This is a genomic window from Longimicrobiales bacterium, assembly GCA_028823235.1.
In the GTDB taxonomy this organism is placed as follows: domain Bacteria; phylum Gemmatimonadota; class Gemmatimonadetes; order Longimicrobiales; family Gaopeijiaceae; genus UBA2589.
On record JAPKBW010000006.1, the window covers coordinates 157,495 to 174,582 of the forward strand.

Here is a 17,088-nt window from a genome sequence, read left to right on the forward strand (position 1 = left end):
AGTCAAGCCGCGCGCACCTGGGCGAGGGCCCGGCGAACAAATACGGGCACCATCGCACGTCTCCACTCCGGGTCGACGATGATGTTCTCCAGCGGGTGACACTGCTGGTGCGCCCTGGCCGCGAGATCTTCAATCAGCTCGTCATCAAGGATCCGGCCTGCGGCAACGTCGCTCCATTTTGCGAGCACGCGGGGTCGAGCGCCGAGCGCGGTCACAACACCTTCCAGGTGACGGACTGTTCCATCTCCATCCAGATCCGCCGCGATCGCGACGGTCAGTAACGGGAAGTCAATCGACTTCCGTTGCCTGAGCTTCGCGTAGGCCTGCCTTCTAGACGCCGACGACATAGGAATTCGGATCTCGGTAAGAACCTCGTCCGGCGCGCGGCGGGTGTTCACAATGCCATCCGCAACGAAGAAGTCCCTGACTGGGACCTCTCGACGACCCTCGGGGCCGATCAATACCACCACCGCATCGAGCGTCATCAGCACGGGTGGCGTATCGGCCGAGTGAGCTGCTACACACTTTTTTCCTACCTTGGTCACGTGGCAGACGTCGCCGTCTTTCTTTAGGCAGTACCCAAGGGCTTCCCGCCAGAACGCAGTCTGGTTGTAGTAGGTGCAACGCGTGTCGAGGCAGACGTTACCGCCGATCGTACCGGCGTTTCGCAACTGAGGGCCTGCGACATGCGCGGCCGCGTCGGCGAGCGCAGGGAAGTGCTCGAGCACCTGGGCGTCACGGGACACGGCGCTCAGTGTTTCCCCCGCGCCAATTCGCAGGTGCCCGTCATCTTGACCCACACCCCGCAATTCTTGAATCCTCTTGAGTGCCACGAGGTGGCCAGGTTCGAACAGGCGGTGCTTCATATTCGGCACGAGGTCCGTGCCGCCCGCGATATACATCGCGTCACCAGCATGTTCTCCCATGACCGCAATTGCATGATCGACGGTGGTCGGGCGGTGGTACTTGAAGTGCGGCAGGCGCAACATATCAGCCGCCTCGTGCGGAAGAAGACTCGATCACTCTGGGCTCCGATGGACGTGCGACCATGATTCCGTCTTGTCCACTGATTCGTTGAATGCGAGCGGCGAGTGTCACCTCGCTGATTTGCACTGCCTCACCAACAAGCGGTGCGTGCAGCAGATGCAGTTCACCGTCTACCCAGAGAGCCAAGCCGGTATGCGCTACGTCCAGACCTTCGACGGTACTGGTCGCTGCAATGATGTCACCGTTTTGAATCTGATCGGAGACCTCTGCAATGCGGCCCTCAGGAATGAAGCGGCGCTCCTGTGTAGACAAGCGACCCTCGACCTGCCGGATGGCGTCGAGCGTCTCCGCGTCGGACAGCTGAACGTATGCCCCTGCATGGGTCGACATGAAGTCGATCGGTTCGGCATCCACTTCGCCTCCAAGTTCGGGCGTCACGTCGCGGACGAGCTGCTTTCTCTCGGCGTCTGCGATCCAGTCCGAGAAGTAGTGAAGTCGGCTCGGATACCCGTCGATCACATTTCCTCGATAGCGGAGCGCCCGCAGGGCGCGCTCGTACTCACCCTCCACGGACCCGCGATTCCCTAGACGACTTGCTGCACCTGTCTTCAAGAGCACGGACAGGGCGTAGACGTTCTCCACGAGGGTCACGCAGTCCAGCCCTCGCAGGTTCACAACCACTCGCTCTGGCCCATCGACTTCGAGGGTCTGCGGCACATAGGCCGTGCCCACGAGGCCAGCACCCAACTGAGCCATCAACTCGCCCATTGGGAGCGCATCAAGTCCGGCAGAGGATGCCTGGCTGATTGTTCGTTCTACAGTCGCCCAGTCTTCGTCCAGCCAGGTCGGGCTCCCAGAGGGCGCACCCGACGGGTCGGCAGGCGCTCGATGGGGCTCGAACGGTGAGTAGCAAACCCCCACCACGAACAGCACCACCACGGCCAACGGTCCAAACACACCGCGGTATTGCCTCACCAAAATGGTCTTGGTCGACATCAGTTCGCGGAGCTCACGTCCCCGGGACGCCCATTCCGTGGCGGATCGGCGTCTGGCCCAGCCGGCTTGGCGAGATGCCCCGCTTCACGGGCAGCTTCGATTCCTCTCCACACGTTCGGAGCCGTGAACGGCAGTCGATCCATCCGCACACCGATGGCGTCATAGATCGCGTTTGCGATCGCAGGAATCGACGGATGGAGCGGACCTTCACCGGCCTCCTTGGCGCCGTACGGACCTTCCGGGTCGATGGACTCAACGATCAAGGCTTCGAGTTCAGGCGTGTCGAGGCTGGTAGGAATTCTGTAATCCAGAAGAGAAGGCGCGTTGTGCAGTCCCGCGCGGCCATGGTCCGCGTCCTTGTAGACCTGCTCCTCCATGAGCGCCTCACCGAAGCCCATGTAAGCGGAGCCCTCCATCTGACCCTCGACCAAAATTGGATTGAGCGCGCGCCCACAGTCGTGAGCGACCCAGATCTTCACTACCTCGACCACACCAGTCTCGACATCGACATCCACTTCGGCCACGTGCGCCGTGAACGAGTAGGCTGGGGACGCACCGATTGTCCCGCCCCGGTACTTCCCGTGGACATCCTTCGGTGTGTTGTACGATCCGGTCGCACCGAGCGCACCAAATTGAGCCTCCGCGATATTGAACGCTTCAGCGATCGGTATCTGCCGTGAGGTGTCTTCGGACCATACCGCCAATCCACCGGCCAGAAGAACCTCACCGGGGACGACTTCCCAATGGCCGGCAACCGCTTCCTGCACCTTGCACCGTAGCTTGGTGGCAGCATCGATGGCTGCGTTCCCAAGCATGAATGTGACTCGACTCGAATAGGCGCCCAGGTCTACCGGCGTGAAGTCGGTATCGCCCCGCATGACCCGAACCCACTCCAACGGCACCCCGAGCTCCTCGGCCGCGATATACGCGACGACCGAGTCGCAGCCCTGGCCGATCTCACTAGCCCCACTGAAGACAGCGACGCGTCCGCTTCGGTCGATCTGCATCTGGACCGCGGACTGCGGCATGTCGTTCGGATAGATCGGATAGTTCGTGCCCGAGATGTAGGTCGAACCAGCGACACCGATGCCCCGACCGAAGGGCATCTTTCGGAACTTGTCCTCCCATCCGCTCGCGCCCTCGACGGCGGACAGGCACTCGAGGAACCCGTTCGACGTGATACGCATCTCGTTCACGGTTCGCGTGTTTCGGCCGATGAAGTTGCGACGCCGAAACTCCATCGGGTCCAGGCTGGTCTGCTCGGCAAGCTTGTCGATCTGGACCTCAAAGGCGAACCGGGGCTGAACCGACCCGTGGCCGCGCTTCGGTCCGCAAGCCGGCTTGTTCGTATACACACGGGTGGAGTCGAATCGATACGCTGGCATGTCATACGGAGCGCAGAGGAGCTGACCAGAGTAGTAAGTCGTCACCAGCCCGAACGACGCGTAAGCCCCGCCGTCGAGCAGGATCTTCGCGTCGACCGAAGTGAGCATGCCATCCGCCGTCGCCCCAGTGCGGTAGTGCATGTGAAATGGGTGCCGCCCTCGGTGCGCGTAGAAGACCTCTTCGCGCGTGTACAGAATCTTCACGGGTCGACCGGTGTTCATGGCCAGTTTCGCCACACAGAACTCGAGATCGAACGGCTCGCTCTTACCACCGAAGGCACCACCGACCAACGGCTGAAGAACCCTCACGTTGGCCTGATCGACCTCAAGAACCCGTGCGAGCTCGCGATGCAGGTAGTGAGGCACCTGCGTGGCGGACCAGACGGTCAACTTGCCAACGCCGTCCCACTGACCGATCGCACAGTGCGGCTCGATCGGCGTGTGCGTGGTCCCTTCGAAGAAATAGTCGCCTTCAACAACGACATCAGCTCGCTCGATCCCTTCGTCCACTTCACCAAACTCGAGCTGGACGACCTTTGTGATATTGCCGTTCCAGCCCTCCTTCTTCGCATCGTGCACATAGGGCGTCGACCCGTCCGCGGCGGCAGAATCCCGCGGGTCGAAGAAGGCCGGTAACTCGTCGTATTCCACGTCGATGAGGTCGAGTGCCTGAAGCGCAGTGTCCTCGTCCACCGCCGCTACAGCCGCGACACCATCACCGATGTAGCGGACGCGGTCCACACACAGCGGGTATTCGTCGGGCGTCCATGGGATGATGCCATAGGTCACGGGCATGTCCTTCCCGGTGATCACCCCGTGGACACCTTCGAGCGCCTCTGCCCGAGACACGTCGATCGAAACAATGCGCGCGTGCGGCAGCGGGCTTCTGAGGATCTTCCCATGTAGCATGCCCGGGAACGTCACGTCATCAGTATAGACCGCCCGGCCGGTCGACTTCGCCAGGCCTTCGATCTTCCTCATGTTCGTGCCGATTAACTTCTGGTCCGACTTATGCTTACCGGTATTCTCAGGCATTGGACGCCTCCGAACCTGATTCATCGGGCGCTGCACCAGTTTCGATCGCAGACCTACCGTAACCGCCTGCTGGACTGCCACTTGCAGAAAGTCGCACCCCTGCCGCCTCTACGGCGTCATAAATCTTTGCATAGCCGGTACACCGGCAGAGATTTCCGGCTAGGGCATCTTGGATTTCAGACCGACTCGCCGCTGGGTTTCGATCGAGCAGAACCGCCGCCGAGCAAAGGATGCCGGGCGTGCAGAAGCCACACTGGGCAGCGCCATTCAGGTCGAATTCGTCCTGAAGTGGATGCGGGCCCTCCGGCCCGGCGAGACCCTCGACGGTCACGACCTCGCGGTCTTCAGCCTCCCATACAGGCGTAAGACACGCCAGCGTGGGCTCTCCGTCGAGAATGACGGTACAGGCACCACAGTCGCCCTTGTCGCAGCCCTGCTTAGAGCCCGTGAGACGGATGACATAGCGGAGCGACTCGAGAAGCGTGAAGTGCGATGGCACTCCAACCTCGTGAACGTCGCCGTTCACCTTCAGTCGCACGATTTCAGTAGTAGTAGGCATGGGGACACAAGGTCGCCAGACGGCCCTTCGCTCCGCAACGGGATCACTTAACGGGATTCCTTTGGACGGACTTCAATCTTGATATATCATTGAGCGACTACCTGCACTTGGGTGGTCGCATTCACAGAGTCGCAGGGAGGCATCGATGCCATATCCAGAAATGATGGTCGCCCCGATGCGCGAGGATCTCGTTCGCGTCGGGTTCACTGAACTCCGCACCCCAGATGACGTCGAGTCGACCCTGGGCAGCGAGAAGCGCTCAACCTTGGTCGTGGTGAACTCCGTATGTGGTTGCGCGGCCGCAATGATGCGGCCGGCGGTCTACATGTCGCTCCAGGGCGAGAAGAAGCCCGAAGTGCTCACCACGGTCTTCGCAGGGCAAGACATGGAAGCTACGGACAAGACGCGTGAGTACATCACGGGCTTCCCACCTTCCTCGCCGGCTGTCGCACTCTTCAAGGATGGCGAGCTCGCGTACTTCATGGAGCGCCATCAGATCGAGGGGCGAAACCCGGAAGACATCGCCGCCGACCTGCAGGCCGCCTACGAGGAGCACTGCTAGGCATCGCCGAGCGCGATTAAGCAGCGTTGCTCACGCATCACTGCAATGGCCCGGCGAGCGTCGACACGAAAGACCCGAACGGGGCCCGATGAAAAATCGGGCCCCGTTCTTCGTAGCAGGGCTGCGTGCGATGAACGATGCTATTCGCTGCAACCTTCTTGGTCCGACTCCGAGAAAGCCTCGCGTTTTCATGCTCTTGTAACCGTCGTGACCAAGCAGCCGTCCTCGGGAGAGGAGCTGCGTCCACCGCACCAGGTCACCCGCACTCGTACAGACGCGGCCCCTGCGGATGGAGCATCTCTCTATCGACATCCTGATAGCCCAGCCGTCACATGGGAAAACTGCGCAGAGACGTCGAAGACGAAGTTCCTCGACGCAAGTGCTGACCGGTGCGTCTAGGTCGATCGTGCCCTCCTCCATCGCGGGCTTAATACTGGAGGGTACTGGACGGACGGAACCGCTCGGCTCCAGCCACTCCCCACACGATGCTGGGCATGGTGGACGGATCAGACCCACTTAGGTCGGACTTCGGTTGTCATTCCGGCGCGGTGCGGATTAGGATGCCACATGATCCCAATTCAGCCTGTAACCGTGTTGCATTTCTTCATCTCCCAACGAGAGACGCGTGAGTCCCTTCGATTGCGCCGTCCGGACGGTCGTCTCGGCTGGCTAGTGGGTTTGCTAGTCGCGATCACAGCGATCTCGCTTCCCGCCGCATCAGGAGCGCAAACGCCCGCTCAGACCGCTCGGGCGGACTCTCTCTTCTCAGAGCTCACCGAGAGCACACCGGGCGCGGCGGCCGTCGTTGTTCGTGAGGGCGTCGTTGTGTTCCGGGCGGGCTACGGAATGGCCAATCTCGATCACAGCATCCGGATCACGCCTCAGACCGTCTTCGACGTCGCCTCGGTCTCGAAACAGTTCGATGGATTCGCGGTGGCCTCGCTCGTCGAATCGGGCGCCATCGACCTCGACGCCCAGGTGCGGGACTACCTGCCCGAGTTGCCGGATTTCGGGCTGTCGCTCACGGTTCGGCATCTGGTACATCATGCCAGCGGCATCAGGGACTGGCCCATCACCCTCGCGGTCGCCGGATGGCGCTTCGACGACGTGATCTCGTTCGACCAGATCCTGCGTATGACATGGAGCCAGCGCGAACTCAACTTCGAGCCTGGTAGCGAATACAGCTACTCGAACACGGGGTACAACCTGCTGGCCGAGATCGTGCAGCGGGTGACGGGCCAGACGTTCAGAGCGTGGACCGACGAGAACATCTTCGAACCCCTCGCGATGTCTAGCTCGCACTTCCAGGACAATCACCTCGAGGTCGTCCCGGGGCGGGCATACGGCTACAATCCGACGCCAGCGGGAGAATGGACTGTCTCACCCAACGGACTGACCGCACTCGGCTCGAGTTCTCTGCACAGCTCTGTCGACGACATGGCTCGTTGGTTGATCAACTACGACACCCACGTCGTTGGTGGGAGCGCCGTCATCGAACGGATGCAGACCCCCGGGGTCCTGACCTCGGGCGACACCAACGTCTACGCCTACGGGCTCAATGGTGTGGAGTGGCACGGCGCTCGGACCTATACGCACACCGGCTCCTGGGCCGGGAACCGAACCGTCATCATGCACTTCCCGGACATCCAGTCGGGGGTCATAGTCCTCGCGAATTCGGGCGCCTACAATCCAACCCCTCCCGGTCGGGGCCTCGCGGAGATCTTCCTGGACGACCTGCTCGGACCCTCAGACCCCGAGGAAGCCGGGGCCCAAGGTCAGTCGACGCAGCCGCCCCCCTCCCCTGCGCCCGAACTGTCATCCGATGAGTTGGAGGAGTACGCCGGCGACTGGGTGAGCGAGGAACTGGATACGCACTACGTCCTCTCAGTAGTCGACGGCACGCTGGTCGCACAGCACTACCGCCACGGGACCATTCGCCTGACGGCGCAGAAGCCGGACATCTTCGTCGGGAACCTCTTCTTCTTCCGGCCGGTCCGGTTCGAACGAGACACCTCTGGTGCGCTCGGTGACATGTTCGTCGGAGAGGGTCGCGCACGTAATCTGAGATTCGTGAGGGCCGCACGATGAGCGCACACGCGATGGAGTTGATCTGGACCGCGAGCTGACTCCGGTCGTCAGGTTTCTGGAGGCGCCAATAAACATACGCAGCACCACTCTCGATATTCGGTCCATCGTTCCACGAGTCAGCTCAAGAGGTGACCCCGGCTGGGCCTCTAGCGTCCGCGGATACGTTCCCGCTGTTGAGCAGCAATCTCCACCAAGCGCCGTAGCTCCCGGATCGGCTCATCAGAGTCGTCGACCTGCAGCCGCAACACTACATCGTTGTTGAGCCAAACGCCGCCGTCCTTCTTCACGATGACCATCGCGGCCGACTGCATGCCACGCTTGTCACCGCCTGCCGCCTGTCCGGCCTCCAGGGCCGCCATCAGTCGTAGCGACAGATGTCCCTCCGTCTCTTCGAACGCGGCCACCATATCATCGACGACCGCTTGCCCGGCAAGAATATTTCCCTGAGCCGACACGTGTGTCCCCACCCTGTGCCCAGCCCAGTCAGAAGCGCTTGGTCCCGTATGAGTCGCCACGCTCCCGGCGGCGTCCATTACCGAAAACTGTCGCCCCTCGATCATCCAGCGCTCTGGGCGCGGATTGGGATCATTTTCTAGAATGGTCTCAACGACCTTCTGAGGCGCCATACCCCCTCGCAGGAGTTCAATGCCCTGCGGCCCGTAGCTCACATCGACGACAGCCTGCGTCGCGACGACTCCGACGTTGGCCTCGGCCCAGAGCACTCCATTTCCGACTGAAAACACCCGAGACTGCACCGCACCACCGACCTCACCTGTCTCGGCGTCATACCCGAGCACGGAGAAGGTGGCCACCGGTGGCCAGCGCTCGACTTCCTCCAGTGGTGAGACGGCCGATTCGACCTGGGTTTCAACGTTTAGCTGGCTCCACCCGGCAACGGCAACGAGAGTGATCCCACAGGACACGAGAAGTCCTAGTCGAAATCTCATCGATACTCTTCGCGCACCGGCGAGAAGACATCAAGAATGCGGCAGTCCCTATGGGCCTGGCCGCTATGTGCCGCATCGCCAGGGATTACGAGAACCTCACCGGCATGAACCACGAACGTCTCACCGGCCACGACAAGCTCATACGTACCCTCGAGCACATTCACGATCTGTTCATGAGGATGACTGTGCTCGGGCAGGACCGCGCCCGCCTCGATCGTCCAGTATACGTGGGTTGTGTGCTCAGAATGGATGAACCGGCCGTGATGCCCGGGGACGAGTTCGCGTGCGTCCAGTGAGGTCAGTTCGTAACGCTCTGCCATCAGAAATCCTCCATCACCGGCCTCGTGGCCGCAAATCGTTCAAGGATTCGAAGTGTCATCGCGACGCCCCGCCGAATGTTCTGCTCAGTAACACGTTCATCGTTTCCGTGCACCCCTCCTGAGTCTTCCGCTGGCGTCGCCGTAGCGGAGTAGCCGTAGCTCGTGATGCCGAGGTCACGGAAGAAGTGACTGTCAGTGAACCCGCCTGAGACCTGTGGAACGAACCCAGCGTCAGGGAATTCCTCGAGAGTCACATCACGAACGGTGCGATACAGGTCGGTGTCGGTTGACGAGACCGCTGGCGTAAAGCCCATCAGTACCTCGACTTCGATCTCGTCACCGAGCACGGAACGGACCTCCGCAAGCCAGCTGTCCGGGTCCTGGTCGGGGAGCAATCGGCAGTCGATCTCCGCCGCGACCTCCGGCGAAACAACATTGATCTTAGTGCTCCCTTCGAAGCGTGTGATCGAGCAGGTGTTGCGAGTCAGGGCATGGAGACCGGGGTTGTACAACTGCAGTTCTCTGAGAACGCCCGGCTTATCCACATACGCGCCCATGTCGGCAAAGCGGCGCTTCCACGGCTCAGTATGACCATCCGCAATCCCCTTCAGGTGCGTATCGACCGCGGGAATCACCCTCGGGGCAAACTGGTGGAGCCGGAAGCGCTCCAACGCCTCGATCATCTTTACAGAGGCGTAGGTCACAAGCGGCCTCGAGCCGTGGCCGGGCTCTCCCGTCGCCGTGAGACGGAGCCAGTAGGGCACTTTCTGTGTCACTTCCAGCCCGAAGTTCACGGTGCCGTCAACATCAGACCCGCCGCCACCCTCATTTAGAAGGAAGCCGATTCCTTCGAAGATCTCCGCGCGATTCTCAACGAGCCATCCCGCGCCGAAGAAGCCACCGGCTTCTTCGTCTGCGGTCGCCATGAACAGAACGTCCCGGTTCAGTGGGGTCTCGGTACGGTGCAACGCCAGGAAGGTGGCCAGGTGGAGAATGCCACTCGTCTTCGTATCGAGCGCCCCTCGACCGTACACGTACCCGTCCCGCAATTCTCCGGAAAGTGGGTCCGAGGTCCAGAAACGCTCATCGGCGGGAACCACGTCCATGTGGTGGATCAGGAGAATGCCAGGCTCATCCCCACCCTCGAGGCGGGCCCAGATATTTCCTCGTCCAGGAGCCGACTCCACCATTTCGTACTCGATGCCCTCCGCCTCGAAGATCTGAGCGAAGAACTCCGCACCCCGGGTCTCATTGCCCGGCGGGTTCACGGTGTTGATCTGGATGTAGTCCTGAACCCATTGGACGGCCTCGTCCTGAAGGGCCTCAAGGTCGATCTGAGCCTCTGTCGCAGCGGGCGCGAGCAGGGCTAGCAACACGCCCACCGTGACGCAGGTGAGCCTCATGGCGAAATGGGACGTCGATCGTCGGATCATGGAGAGCCTCGCACCAGCGTTTCGGAGAAAGTACCCGGGTGTAGAACGGTTTTCCGGGGGGCGCCAAGATGCATCGCACCTCGACCGCCTGCAACGCGTAACGCCGGGTCTCGCGGGCCTACTGTCCGCCAACTACAGGCCCGGGCATCCCGGTCAAGATAGTCGCAGCTTCTCGTCAACGTCCCTGACGGCCGAAGTCAGCCTCGAACAACGTCCACGAATTCGGGTCGAGCCTCACGTCTGTCGGCTCCGCGTCCACCGGAATGACAAAACGATGGAACCCGCCGTCCAGGTCCACGCGCTCGATCGTCGTCGGCAAGACCTGACCGTCCTGGTAGATGCCGATCTCCAGTGGTATCTCGAACATCGGACCCACGGTCTGGGTCTGATTCAGCTCGATCCGTACGGCCCGGGCACTGGCATCGTAGTCCCACCACCCCTGGAGCTTTGGATTCCCGCCGTCCCGAAGCCATTGATCGAAGAAAGTCTGGAGATCGAGGCCCGATGCCTGTTCCATTGCTGCCTGGAAGTCGGATGTGGTCGCATTTTGGTTCATGTAGCGGGCGTAGTAGGCCCGGATGCCCGCCCAGAAGGCTTCGTCACCCATCCGCCCGCGGAGCATGTGAAGAACCCACGATCCCTTCTGGTAGGTCGCACCGCTCGACACGCGGCTCATGTCGTCGAGATCGTCATGGACGATCCGGTAACCTGGGTCACTCTCGTACTGAGTAAACACTCTCTCCGCTGAGCTCTCTAGGCCGTCCACGAACTCGTCCCGCCCGTATGCGTGCTCAATGAATAGCAGCGTGAAATAGGTAGCAAAGCCTTCGCTCAGCCAGACATCGTCCCAATCCGACTCCGTCACAGCGTTGCCGAACCACTGATGAGCGATCTCGTGGATAATCACGTTTCGCCACCGAACGGTGCGATCACCCGTGACGGAATTCTCGTGGTACATGATGGCAGTCGCGGCCTCCATACCTCCGCCTGTGACCGGCGAAGTGATGTTCGCGAGCCTCTCATAGGCATACGGCCCGACGTGGTCCGCATAGAACTCCATGACCTGCTTTGTCGGGACCGCGAAATCGTAGAAGCCCGCATCGCGATCCTGCCGATAGACCCACGTCTGAATCGGCAGTCCCCGAAAATCGTCGACGTGCTGAACGGCGAACTCTGCCACCCCGAGCACATAAAGCCACGTCGCGATCGGCACCGACTGCTTCCAATGCGTGACCCGGGTCCCCGCGGCACCGTCGGTCTCCTCTACCAACAAGCCATTCGACACGACCTGATAGTGCGCCGGAGCCGTGACGACCATCTCGCTCATCGCCTTGTCGTAAGGATGATCGATCGTCGGTAACCAGTTCCGGGCCCTGTTCGGCCAGTTGTCACTGAAGAAGGTGCGATCCCCGTGCTTGTTCGGCCCCGCATGGAGACCGGACGCCGGCACCCCGTTGTAAGACACGGTCACATCGAGCGTCGCCCCTGCAGGTCCCGCCTCCGACAACGAAATCCGCAAGAGATCCGACTCGTGTGTGAAGTCGAGCGGGCGCCCCGCCACTTCTACCGATGTCACAGTCATGCCCTGGCCCTCGCCGTTCGCCCCAATGAGGTCGAGCGAAAGCTCGGTTACGCCGACGTTCGTGAAGCGGACCGAAACCGTCGCGCGCCCTTCGATCACATCGCTGTCATCCCGCAGGGTGAGCTCGAACCGATAGTTCTCAATGTCGATGCCAATCCGCCGGGGATACTCGTCGATCGCGGCGACGACATCGTGAACGGGACCAACCCACGGGAGTGAGCCAGTAACACCGAGCGTGACCGCCACGAGACCTGCGATGAAAAGGGTGTGCATGTATTCTCCCGGGGAGCAGGCATTGGGGGACGACTGGCACCTTGGGGTGCCTTGAAGAGAAATAATGCGGAGTGGCCGGCCTTTGGGCTACATTTGCCTCCGGATGTAGAGAGCGACACGCCTGCCCGGAGGGGCGGAGTCAACACGGCCCCCGGGTTCTTAAGTACCGGAACCCGTGGCCAGCCGTCTGAAGACAAAGACACTCTAACTGCTTTTATATGAGCGACGAAAAGATCGAGCCGCCTGCAGAGGCTAGGCGCAGTTTTCTGACAAGTATGAGCGCGATTGTCCTCGGAGCGGTCGCTTCGATCGTTCCCGTGGCGGCGGGCGTGACTGCCCTGCTCGATCCACTGCGCAAAAAGGAGACTGCTTCGGCCCAGGTGTTCGTCACGCGCCTTTCCGCCGTGCCCGAGGATGGGTCGCCCAAAAAGTTCACCGTCGAGATGGATCGGGTCGACGCCTGGGCGACTTATAGCAACACGCCCGTCGGCGCCGTCTACCTGAGACGGACCGAATCCGGAGATGTGGCAGCTCTAAACGTCGTCTGTCCCCACGCCGGCTGCTTCGTCGGACTCGCCGAGGACAAAGCACGATTTGGTTGCCCTTGTCACAATAGCAGCTTCGACCTCGACGGAGTGGTGAACGATCCGTCGAGCCCAAGTCCACGCGACATGGACTCACTGGCAGTCGACGTTAGGAACGGGGATGAAATCTGGGTGGCTTTCCGGAATTTCCTCCCTGGCCGGCACGATAAGACTCCGGTCTGAGGCCAACTACCAATGGAGAACCTGCTCAACTGGCTTGATGACCGCACGGGATACAGATCTCTCGTGAAGAACGCTCTTTACGAGCGTATTCCTGGCGGCGCCCGTTGGCGATACGTCTGGGGTAGTACCCTCATGTTCGCGATGTTCGTTCAGTTCGTGACCGGACTCGTCCTCTGGGCTGCTTATAGCGCGAACGCGCAGGGCGCATGGGAGAGCGTTCACTACATCCAGAACGTGATGTACGGAGGATGGATGCTGCGGGGCATTCATCACTACATGGCGCAGGTCACGATCGTCCTGCTCGTGTTGCACCTGATGCAGGTTTTGATCGACGGTGCGTACCGTGCACCTCGCGAGGTCAACTTCTGGTTTGGCCTTGGGCTTCTGGGCCTCGTGCTCGGGCTCTCACTGACCGGATATCTGCTTCCCTGGGACCAGAAAGGCTACTGGGCGACAAAGGTGGCGACGAGTATCGCCTCCATGACCCCGGTCGTCGGGCCCGCGATGCAGCAGTTGATGGTCGGAGGAGCCGAGTACGGCCATCATACGCTCACGCGCTTCTTCGCACTCCACGCCGGCGCCCTGCCTGCGGGGATCGTCCTGCTGATCGTTGGGCACGTTTACCTGTTCCGACGGCACGGCATCACCGTGCCCAAGAAGGCCGCAGAGAAGCCGGACGGATGGTTTTGGCCGGAGCAGGTCCTCAAAGACTCTGTCGCATCGCTGATCGTAATGGCGACGGTTCTGGCTCTGGTGCTCTGGAACGGCGGCGCTCATCTCGGGGCTCCCGCTGACCCGACGGAGCCCTACGCTGCCGCTCGGCCCGAGTGGTACTTCATGTTCCTCTTCCAGTGGCTGAAGTACTTCCCCGCAGGCTGGGAGGTGGTCGGGGCGCAGATCATTCCGGGAATCGCAGTCGGTATGATTGCCGCGATGCCTATCATTGGGAAGTGGCGGCTCGGGCACCGCTTCAATCTCGGTGTCGCCGCATCCTTGTTGCTTGGTATCACAATGCTGACATGGACGGCATATGCTGCGGACCAAGCTGATCCTGCCTTCGTCCAGGCTCGCGCTCAAGCAGAATCGATTGCGGAGCGGGTCAGTGAACTAGCCGGGTCTCCAGATGGAATACCCGCAGCCGGGGGCCTCGCGATGCTTCGAGGGGACCCTGCGACCCAAGGGCCGATCATCTTCGAGGCCAATTGTTCGATCTGCCATCAGTACAACGGACACGACGGACTGGGCGGGACCCCGGACGACGAGCCGTCGGCGTCTGACCTTGGTGGCTATGGCAGCCGCGAATGGTTGACCGGCCTTCTCGACCCGGACCGAATCAATACGCCCGAGTACTTCGGGAATACGGAGCACACCAACGGCAGGATGGCTCGCTTCGTCCAGAGGGGCATCGCAGGGTTCGATGACGATCAACGCGCGGCGCTTCGCAATGTGATCCTTGCCGTTTCGGCGGAGGCAGAGTTGCCGTCACAAGCTACCGCGGACGAGGCCGACCAGGACGCAATCCGAGAGGGACGCATCGCCATCAGCAGCGAGGCAATCGACTGCACCCGATGCCATACCTATGCCGACGTAGCCGAGGGTGACGTGGCACCAGTCCTTACCGGATGGGCCTCCCGCCAGTGGATCATGGGCATGCTCCGAAACCCGTCTCACCCGCTCTACTACGCAGACAACAACGATCGCATGCCCGCGTTCGGTGACGAGGGCATCCTCTCAGAGGCGGAAATTGGCCTGGTCGCTGACTGGCTCCGCGGCGATTGGTTCGTGCCTGACGGGAACTAGGTCTGTCGGGCGAAGTGACAGAGCGCCCCCACATGCGATGACCCGTTGGTCTGGCGCGGGAAGAAGGACGCTAGTTGTTCTTCGCACCCTCGTTGATCCAGTTCATGATGACCTCGAGATCCGTAGGCGGAACCGGATCTCCGTCTTCCGGCATGTCCCCAGACTGGATCATATCGACGAGGAGGCTGCCGTCAGCGTCACCGGGGTCAATGATGGTTCCGTAGTCCGAACCGGCCATCACGCCTTCGTACGTATTGAGCTTGAGACCGAGTTCCGCATTGTCCTCGCTGTGGCACTCCCAGCAATGCTTCTCCAACAGCGGCAGAACCTCCGCAGAAAAACTGACCTCTTGATGACTATCGGCGACCGACGCAGCGGCCCTCGGGTTGTCGGTATCCGACTGAATCGCGAGACCGATCGCGGCGGTCACGGCGAGTGCAGTGAGTACGTCAGAACGAAGCAGCATTGGTATCTATCCTCAAGAAACTTTCGGGCGGAACTGAAAATGGTCTGCGGCCGACTCGTCGGTCGACCTGCGCTATTACTGGCAGCAAGGCCACGCGGTTCCCGTGCAAGCGTGAACCCTCACCGCCCTGCCTGCTCCGGATCAGGCATTATCTGATCCGAAAAGATCCGTGGATATGTACCGCTCTGCGAAGCTTGGCAAGACCGCGACAATGGTCTTGCCTACCATCTCATCTCGCTTCGCCACCTGGATAGCCGCCCAGATCGCAGCTCCTCCGCTGATTCCGCACGGCAATCCCTCCGTTTTCGCGGAGTCACGTGCCATCGCAAGGGCATCATCGTTGGCAATCGTCATAACCTCGTCCACGACGTCCATGTTGAGGATATCCGGTACGAAGCCTGCACCAATACCCTGAATCATGTTGCCGGGCCCGGGCTCCCCGCCCGACATCACCGGACTGGTCTCGGGCTCGAGCGCTATGGAGTGAAGCGCAGGATTGCGCTCCTTTAGAACCTCAGAAACGCCGGTGATCGTACCGCCCGTTCCAACGCCGCTAACGAAGACGTCGACATCGCCGCCGGTGTCACGCCAAATCTCCAGCGCGGTCGTACGACGGTGCACTTCCGGATTGGCAGGATTCGTGAACTGACCGGCCTGGACAGCTCCTTCGATCTCCTCGGTGAGACGATCCGCCGCAGTGAACGCACCACCGATTCCCTCTTCCTTCGGCGTCAGAACGACCTCGGCTCCGAGGTGTTCGAGCATCTTTACCCGCTCCATAGACATCGTCTCGGGCATCGTCAGTACACAACGGTACCCACGCGATGCTGCCATGAAGGCAAGCGCGATACCGGTGTTACCGGAAGTTGGCTCAACTATGGTGGAGTCTGCCGTGAGGACCCCTCGGCGCTCGAGATCTTCGATCATCGCGATGCCGATTCGATCCTTTACGGACGCCATCGGGTTGAAAAACTCGCACTTGAGCAGGATGTCCGCATTCGCCCCGTACCTTTCCCTGAGTCTAGGGATTCTGACGAGCGGCGTGTCGCCCACAGTGGCGGCGAAGTTGTCATAAACGCGGCCTCTGCCTGGGGTGTGGTCAGACATGTGTTGTCCATTGCTGAGAAGAACCGATTGAGGCAACGCACCTCGCTCTCTGACAGAACGGAACTAATGCCGAACAGGATCACACGCCATATCGTGTACGGTCGGTTGAGTCGGTCGGTAGCACACTCTTCTCCCCCAAGGAGCCCTGAACTGGGATCGATGGTTACCTCTCGCGTATGTGTCAGTGATGCCCGAGCACCTTCGTCCCCGTGGGACATCTATGTCGCTCCTCGATCGAGGCCCGACTCCCCACACGAATGTATCGTCACAACCCTATGGTGGCGTAACGCCACGCTCGCACTAATCTTGACGTCCCGTTTCGAAGATCGAGATAAGAAGGAGCCCGTCCATGAGTCCTCAGTCATCCACAAAAGTCGTCCTTTTTGCTTTCGCCCTGGCACTGGGCCTGACCGCGTGCGCGTCGGGCGGCGGCGGCGCTAGTAGTCGGCCAGCAGGCGCGACAAGTAGCCGTATCGTCCGGGCAGAAATCGAGGCGCTACCGCCAATGGATGCACTCACGGGGATCCAGCGCCTCCGGCCGCGCTGGTTGCAGTCCCGTGCCGGATCCGGCGCCGGGGATCCTCCAGTTCTTTATGTGGACGGGGCCCGACGCGGCGCCACGACCGACTTGGCTACGATGCGGGTAGCCGAGGTTGAGCAGATGAATTACATGAGTGCGAGCGATGCAACCACTCGTTATGGCACAGGTCACGGCGGCGGGGCGATCCAGGTCACGACCAGGCGCTGACGAAAGTGTCAACGGAACAGCGTCGGGTCACCG

15 protein-coding genes are annotated in these 17,088 nt (G+C 61.2%); 5 read left to right on the forward strand and 10 right to left on the reverse strand.

The genetic code is table 11. From position 1 onward, the window contains the following. Positions 1 to 2: 2 nt before the first annotated feature. From OSA81_05385 to OSA81_05400, 4 genes are read right to left on the reverse strand one after another with little or no spacing between them, the layout of a single operon-like run. Complete coding sequence (locus OSA81_05385) at positions 3 to 989, reverse strand: FAD binding domain-containing protein (GenBank protein MDE0898431.1); 987 nt, start codon at positions 987 to 989, stop codon at positions 3 to 5. Position 990: 1 nt separating this feature from the next. Next, the gene (locus OSA81_05390; protein MDE0898432.1) at positions 991 to 1,983 is read right to left on the reverse strand and encodes a DUF1460 domain-containing protein; all 993 of its coding nucleotides are present in this window, start codon (positions 1,981 to 1,983) and stop codon (positions 991 to 993) included. After that, entirely contained in the window at positions 1,983 to 4,403 is a 2,421-nt protein-coding gene (locus tag OSA81_05395; GenBank protein ID MDE0898433.1) for a xanthine dehydrogenase family protein molybdopterin-binding subunit, read from the reverse strand. Before OSA81_05395 ends, OSA81_05390 begins: the two co-directional genes overlap by 1 nt. Continuing rightward, positions 4,396 to 4,962: a (2Fe-2S)-binding protein gene (locus OSA81_05400; protein MDE0898434.1), complete on the reverse strand. Its 567-nt coding sequence runs from the start codon at positions 4,960 to 4,962 to the stop codon at positions 4,396 to 4,398. The genes OSA81_05395 and OSA81_05400 overlap by 8 nt, the downstream gene beginning before the upstream one ends. 145 nt (positions 4,963 to 5,107) lie before the next feature. On the opposite strand from OSA81_05400, the gene OSA81_05405 reads away from it, so the two are divergent. Together OSA81_05405 and OSA81_05410 are read left to right on the forward strand one after the other, a co-directional pair. Next, positions 5,108 to 5,524, forward strand: coding sequence for a BrxA/BrxB family bacilliredoxin (locus OSA81_05405; protein MDE0898435.1), 417 nt, complete (start codon positions 5,108 to 5,110; stop codon positions 5,522 to 5,524). A gap of 567 nt (positions 5,525 to 6,091) precedes the next feature. Next, the gene (locus OSA81_05410; protein ID MDE0898436.1) at positions 6,092 to 7,612 is read left to right on the forward strand and encodes a serine hydrolase; all 1,521 of its coding nucleotides are present in this window, start codon (positions 6,092 to 6,094) and stop codon (positions 7,610 to 7,612) included. Between the two features lie 146 nt (positions 7,613 to 7,758). On the opposite strand, the gene OSA81_05415 is transcribed toward OSA81_05410, so the two are convergent. The 4 genes from OSA81_05415 to OSA81_05430 all read right to left on the reverse strand — a co-directional run bounded on the left by OSA81_05415 (position 7,759) and on the right by OSA81_05430 (position 12,167). Further along, positions 7,759 to 8,559 carry a DUF1028 domain-containing protein gene (locus OSA81_05415; GenBank protein MDE0898437.1) on the reverse strand — a complete coding sequence of 267 codons (801 nt, stop codon included), beginning with the start codon at positions 8,557 to 8,559 and terminating at the stop codon, positions 7,759 to 7,761. Beyond that, positions 8,556 to 8,879, reverse strand: a complete 324-nt coding sequence (locus tag OSA81_05420) for a cupin domain-containing protein (protein MDE0898438.1) — start codon at positions 8,877 to 8,879, stop codon at positions 8,556 to 8,558. Before OSA81_05420 ends, OSA81_05415 begins: the two co-directional genes overlap by 4 nt. Beyond that, entirely contained in the window at positions 8,879 to 10,312 is a 1,434-nt protein-coding gene (locus OSA81_05425; GenBank protein MDE0898439.1) for a M20/M25/M40 family metallo-hydrolase, read from the reverse strand. Before OSA81_05425 ends, OSA81_05420 begins: the two co-directional genes overlap by 1 nt. A 175-nt stretch (positions 10,313 to 10,487) precedes the next feature. Continuing rightward, positions 10,488 to 12,167 carry a M1 family aminopeptidase gene (locus tag OSA81_05430; GenBank protein ID MDE0898440.1) on the reverse strand — a complete coding sequence of 560 codons (1,680 nt, stop codon included), beginning with the start codon at positions 12,165 to 12,167 and terminating at the stop codon, positions 10,488 to 10,490. Between the two features lie 275 nt (positions 12,168 to 12,442). Here OSA81_05430 and OSA81_05435 point away from each other — a divergent pair, with 275 nt between their 5' ends. Together OSA81_05435 and OSA81_05440 are read left to right on the forward strand one after the other, a co-directional pair. Beyond that, positions 12,443 to 12,934, forward strand: a complete 492-nt coding sequence (locus tag OSA81_05435; GenBank protein ID MDE0898441.1) for a Rieske (2Fe-2S) protein — start codon at positions 12,443 to 12,445, stop codon at positions 12,932 to 12,934. Positions 12,935 to 12,946: 12 nt separating this feature from the next. After that, entirely contained in the window at positions 12,947 to 14,734 is a 1,788-nt protein-coding gene (locus OSA81_05440; GenBank protein ID MDE0898442.1) for a cytochrome b N-terminal domain-containing protein, read from the forward strand. Between the two features lie 70 nt (positions 14,735 to 14,804). Here the strand turns inward: OSA81_05440 and OSA81_05445 are convergent, their stop codons facing one another. Further along, positions 14,805 to 15,200, reverse strand: a complete 396-nt coding sequence (locus OSA81_05445; GenBank protein ID MDE0898443.1) for a hypothetical protein — start codon at positions 15,198 to 15,200, stop codon at positions 14,805 to 14,807. Between the two features lie 141 nt (positions 15,201 to 15,341). Further along, positions 15,342 to 16,307, reverse strand: a complete 966-nt coding sequence (cysK, locus tag OSA81_05450; protein ID MDE0898444.1) for a cysteine synthase A — start codon at positions 16,305 to 16,307, stop codon at positions 15,342 to 15,344. A gap of 349 nt (positions 16,308 to 16,656) precedes the next feature. Between cysK and OSA81_05455 the strand changes: the two genes are divergently transcribed. Beyond that, positions 16,657 to 17,055: a hypothetical protein gene (locus OSA81_05455; GenBank protein ID MDE0898445.1), complete on the forward strand. Its 399-nt coding sequence runs from the start codon at positions 16,657 to 16,659 to the stop codon at positions 17,053 to 17,055. Positions 17,056 to 17,088 lie beyond the last annotated feature (33 nt).

Bases quoted from the DNA above. Each gene is read 5' to 3' on its own strand.
- OSA81_05385 (MDE0898431.1), bottom strand. From the start codon at position 989: ATGTTGCGCCTGCCGCACTTCAAGTACCACCGCCCGACCACCGTCGAT.
- OSA81_05390 (MDE0898432.1), bottom strand. From the start codon at position 1,983: ATGTCGACCAAGACCATTTTGGTGAGGCAATACCGCGGTGTGTTTGGA.
- OSA81_05395 (MDE0898433.1), bottom strand. From the start codon at position 4,403: ATGCCTGAGAATACCGGTAAGCATAAGTCGGACCAGAAGTTAATCGGC.
- OSA81_05400 (MDE0898434.1), bottom strand. From the start codon at position 4,962: ATGCCTACTACTACTGAAATCGTGCGACTGAAGGTGAACGGCGACGTT.
- OSA81_05405 (MDE0898435.1), top strand. From the start codon at position 5,108: ATGCCATATCCAGAAATGATGGTCGCCCCGATGCGCGAGGATCTCGTT.
- OSA81_05410 (MDE0898436.1), top strand. From the start codon at position 6,092: ATGATCCCAATTCAGCCTGTAACCGTGTTGCATTTCTTCATCTCCCAA.
- OSA81_05415 (MDE0898437.1), bottom strand. From the start codon at position 8,559: ATGAGATTTCGACTAGGACTTCTCGTGTCCTGTGGGATCACTCTCGTT.
- OSA81_05420 (MDE0898438.1), bottom strand. From the start codon at position 8,879: ATGGCAGAGCGTTACGAACTGACCTCACTGGACGCACGCGAACTCGTC.
- OSA81_05425 (MDE0898439.1), bottom strand. From the start codon at position 10,312: ATGATCCGACGATCGACGTCCCATTTCGCCATGAGGCTCACCTGCGTC.
- OSA81_05430 (MDE0898440.1), bottom strand. From the start codon at position 12,167: ATGCACACCCTTTTCATCGCAGGTCTCGTGGCGGTCACGCTCGGTGTT.
- OSA81_05435 (MDE0898441.1), top strand. From the start codon at position 12,443: ATGAGCGCGATTGTCCTCGGAGCGGTCGCTTCGATCGTTCCCGTGGCG.
- OSA81_05440 (MDE0898442.1), top strand. From the start codon at position 12,947: ATGGAGAACCTGCTCAACTGGCTTGATGACCGCACGGGATACAGATCT.
- OSA81_05445 (MDE0898443.1), bottom strand. From the start codon at position 15,200: ATGCTGCTTCGTTCTGACGTACTCACTGCACTCGCCGTGACCGCCGCG.
- cysK (MDE0898444.1), bottom strand. From the start codon at position 16,307: ATGTCTGACCACACCCCAGGCAGAGGCCGCGTTTATGACAACTTCGCC.
- OSA81_05455 (MDE0898445.1), top strand. From the start codon at position 16,657: ATGAGTCCTCAGTCATCCACAAAAGTCGTCCTTTTTGCTTTCGCCCTG.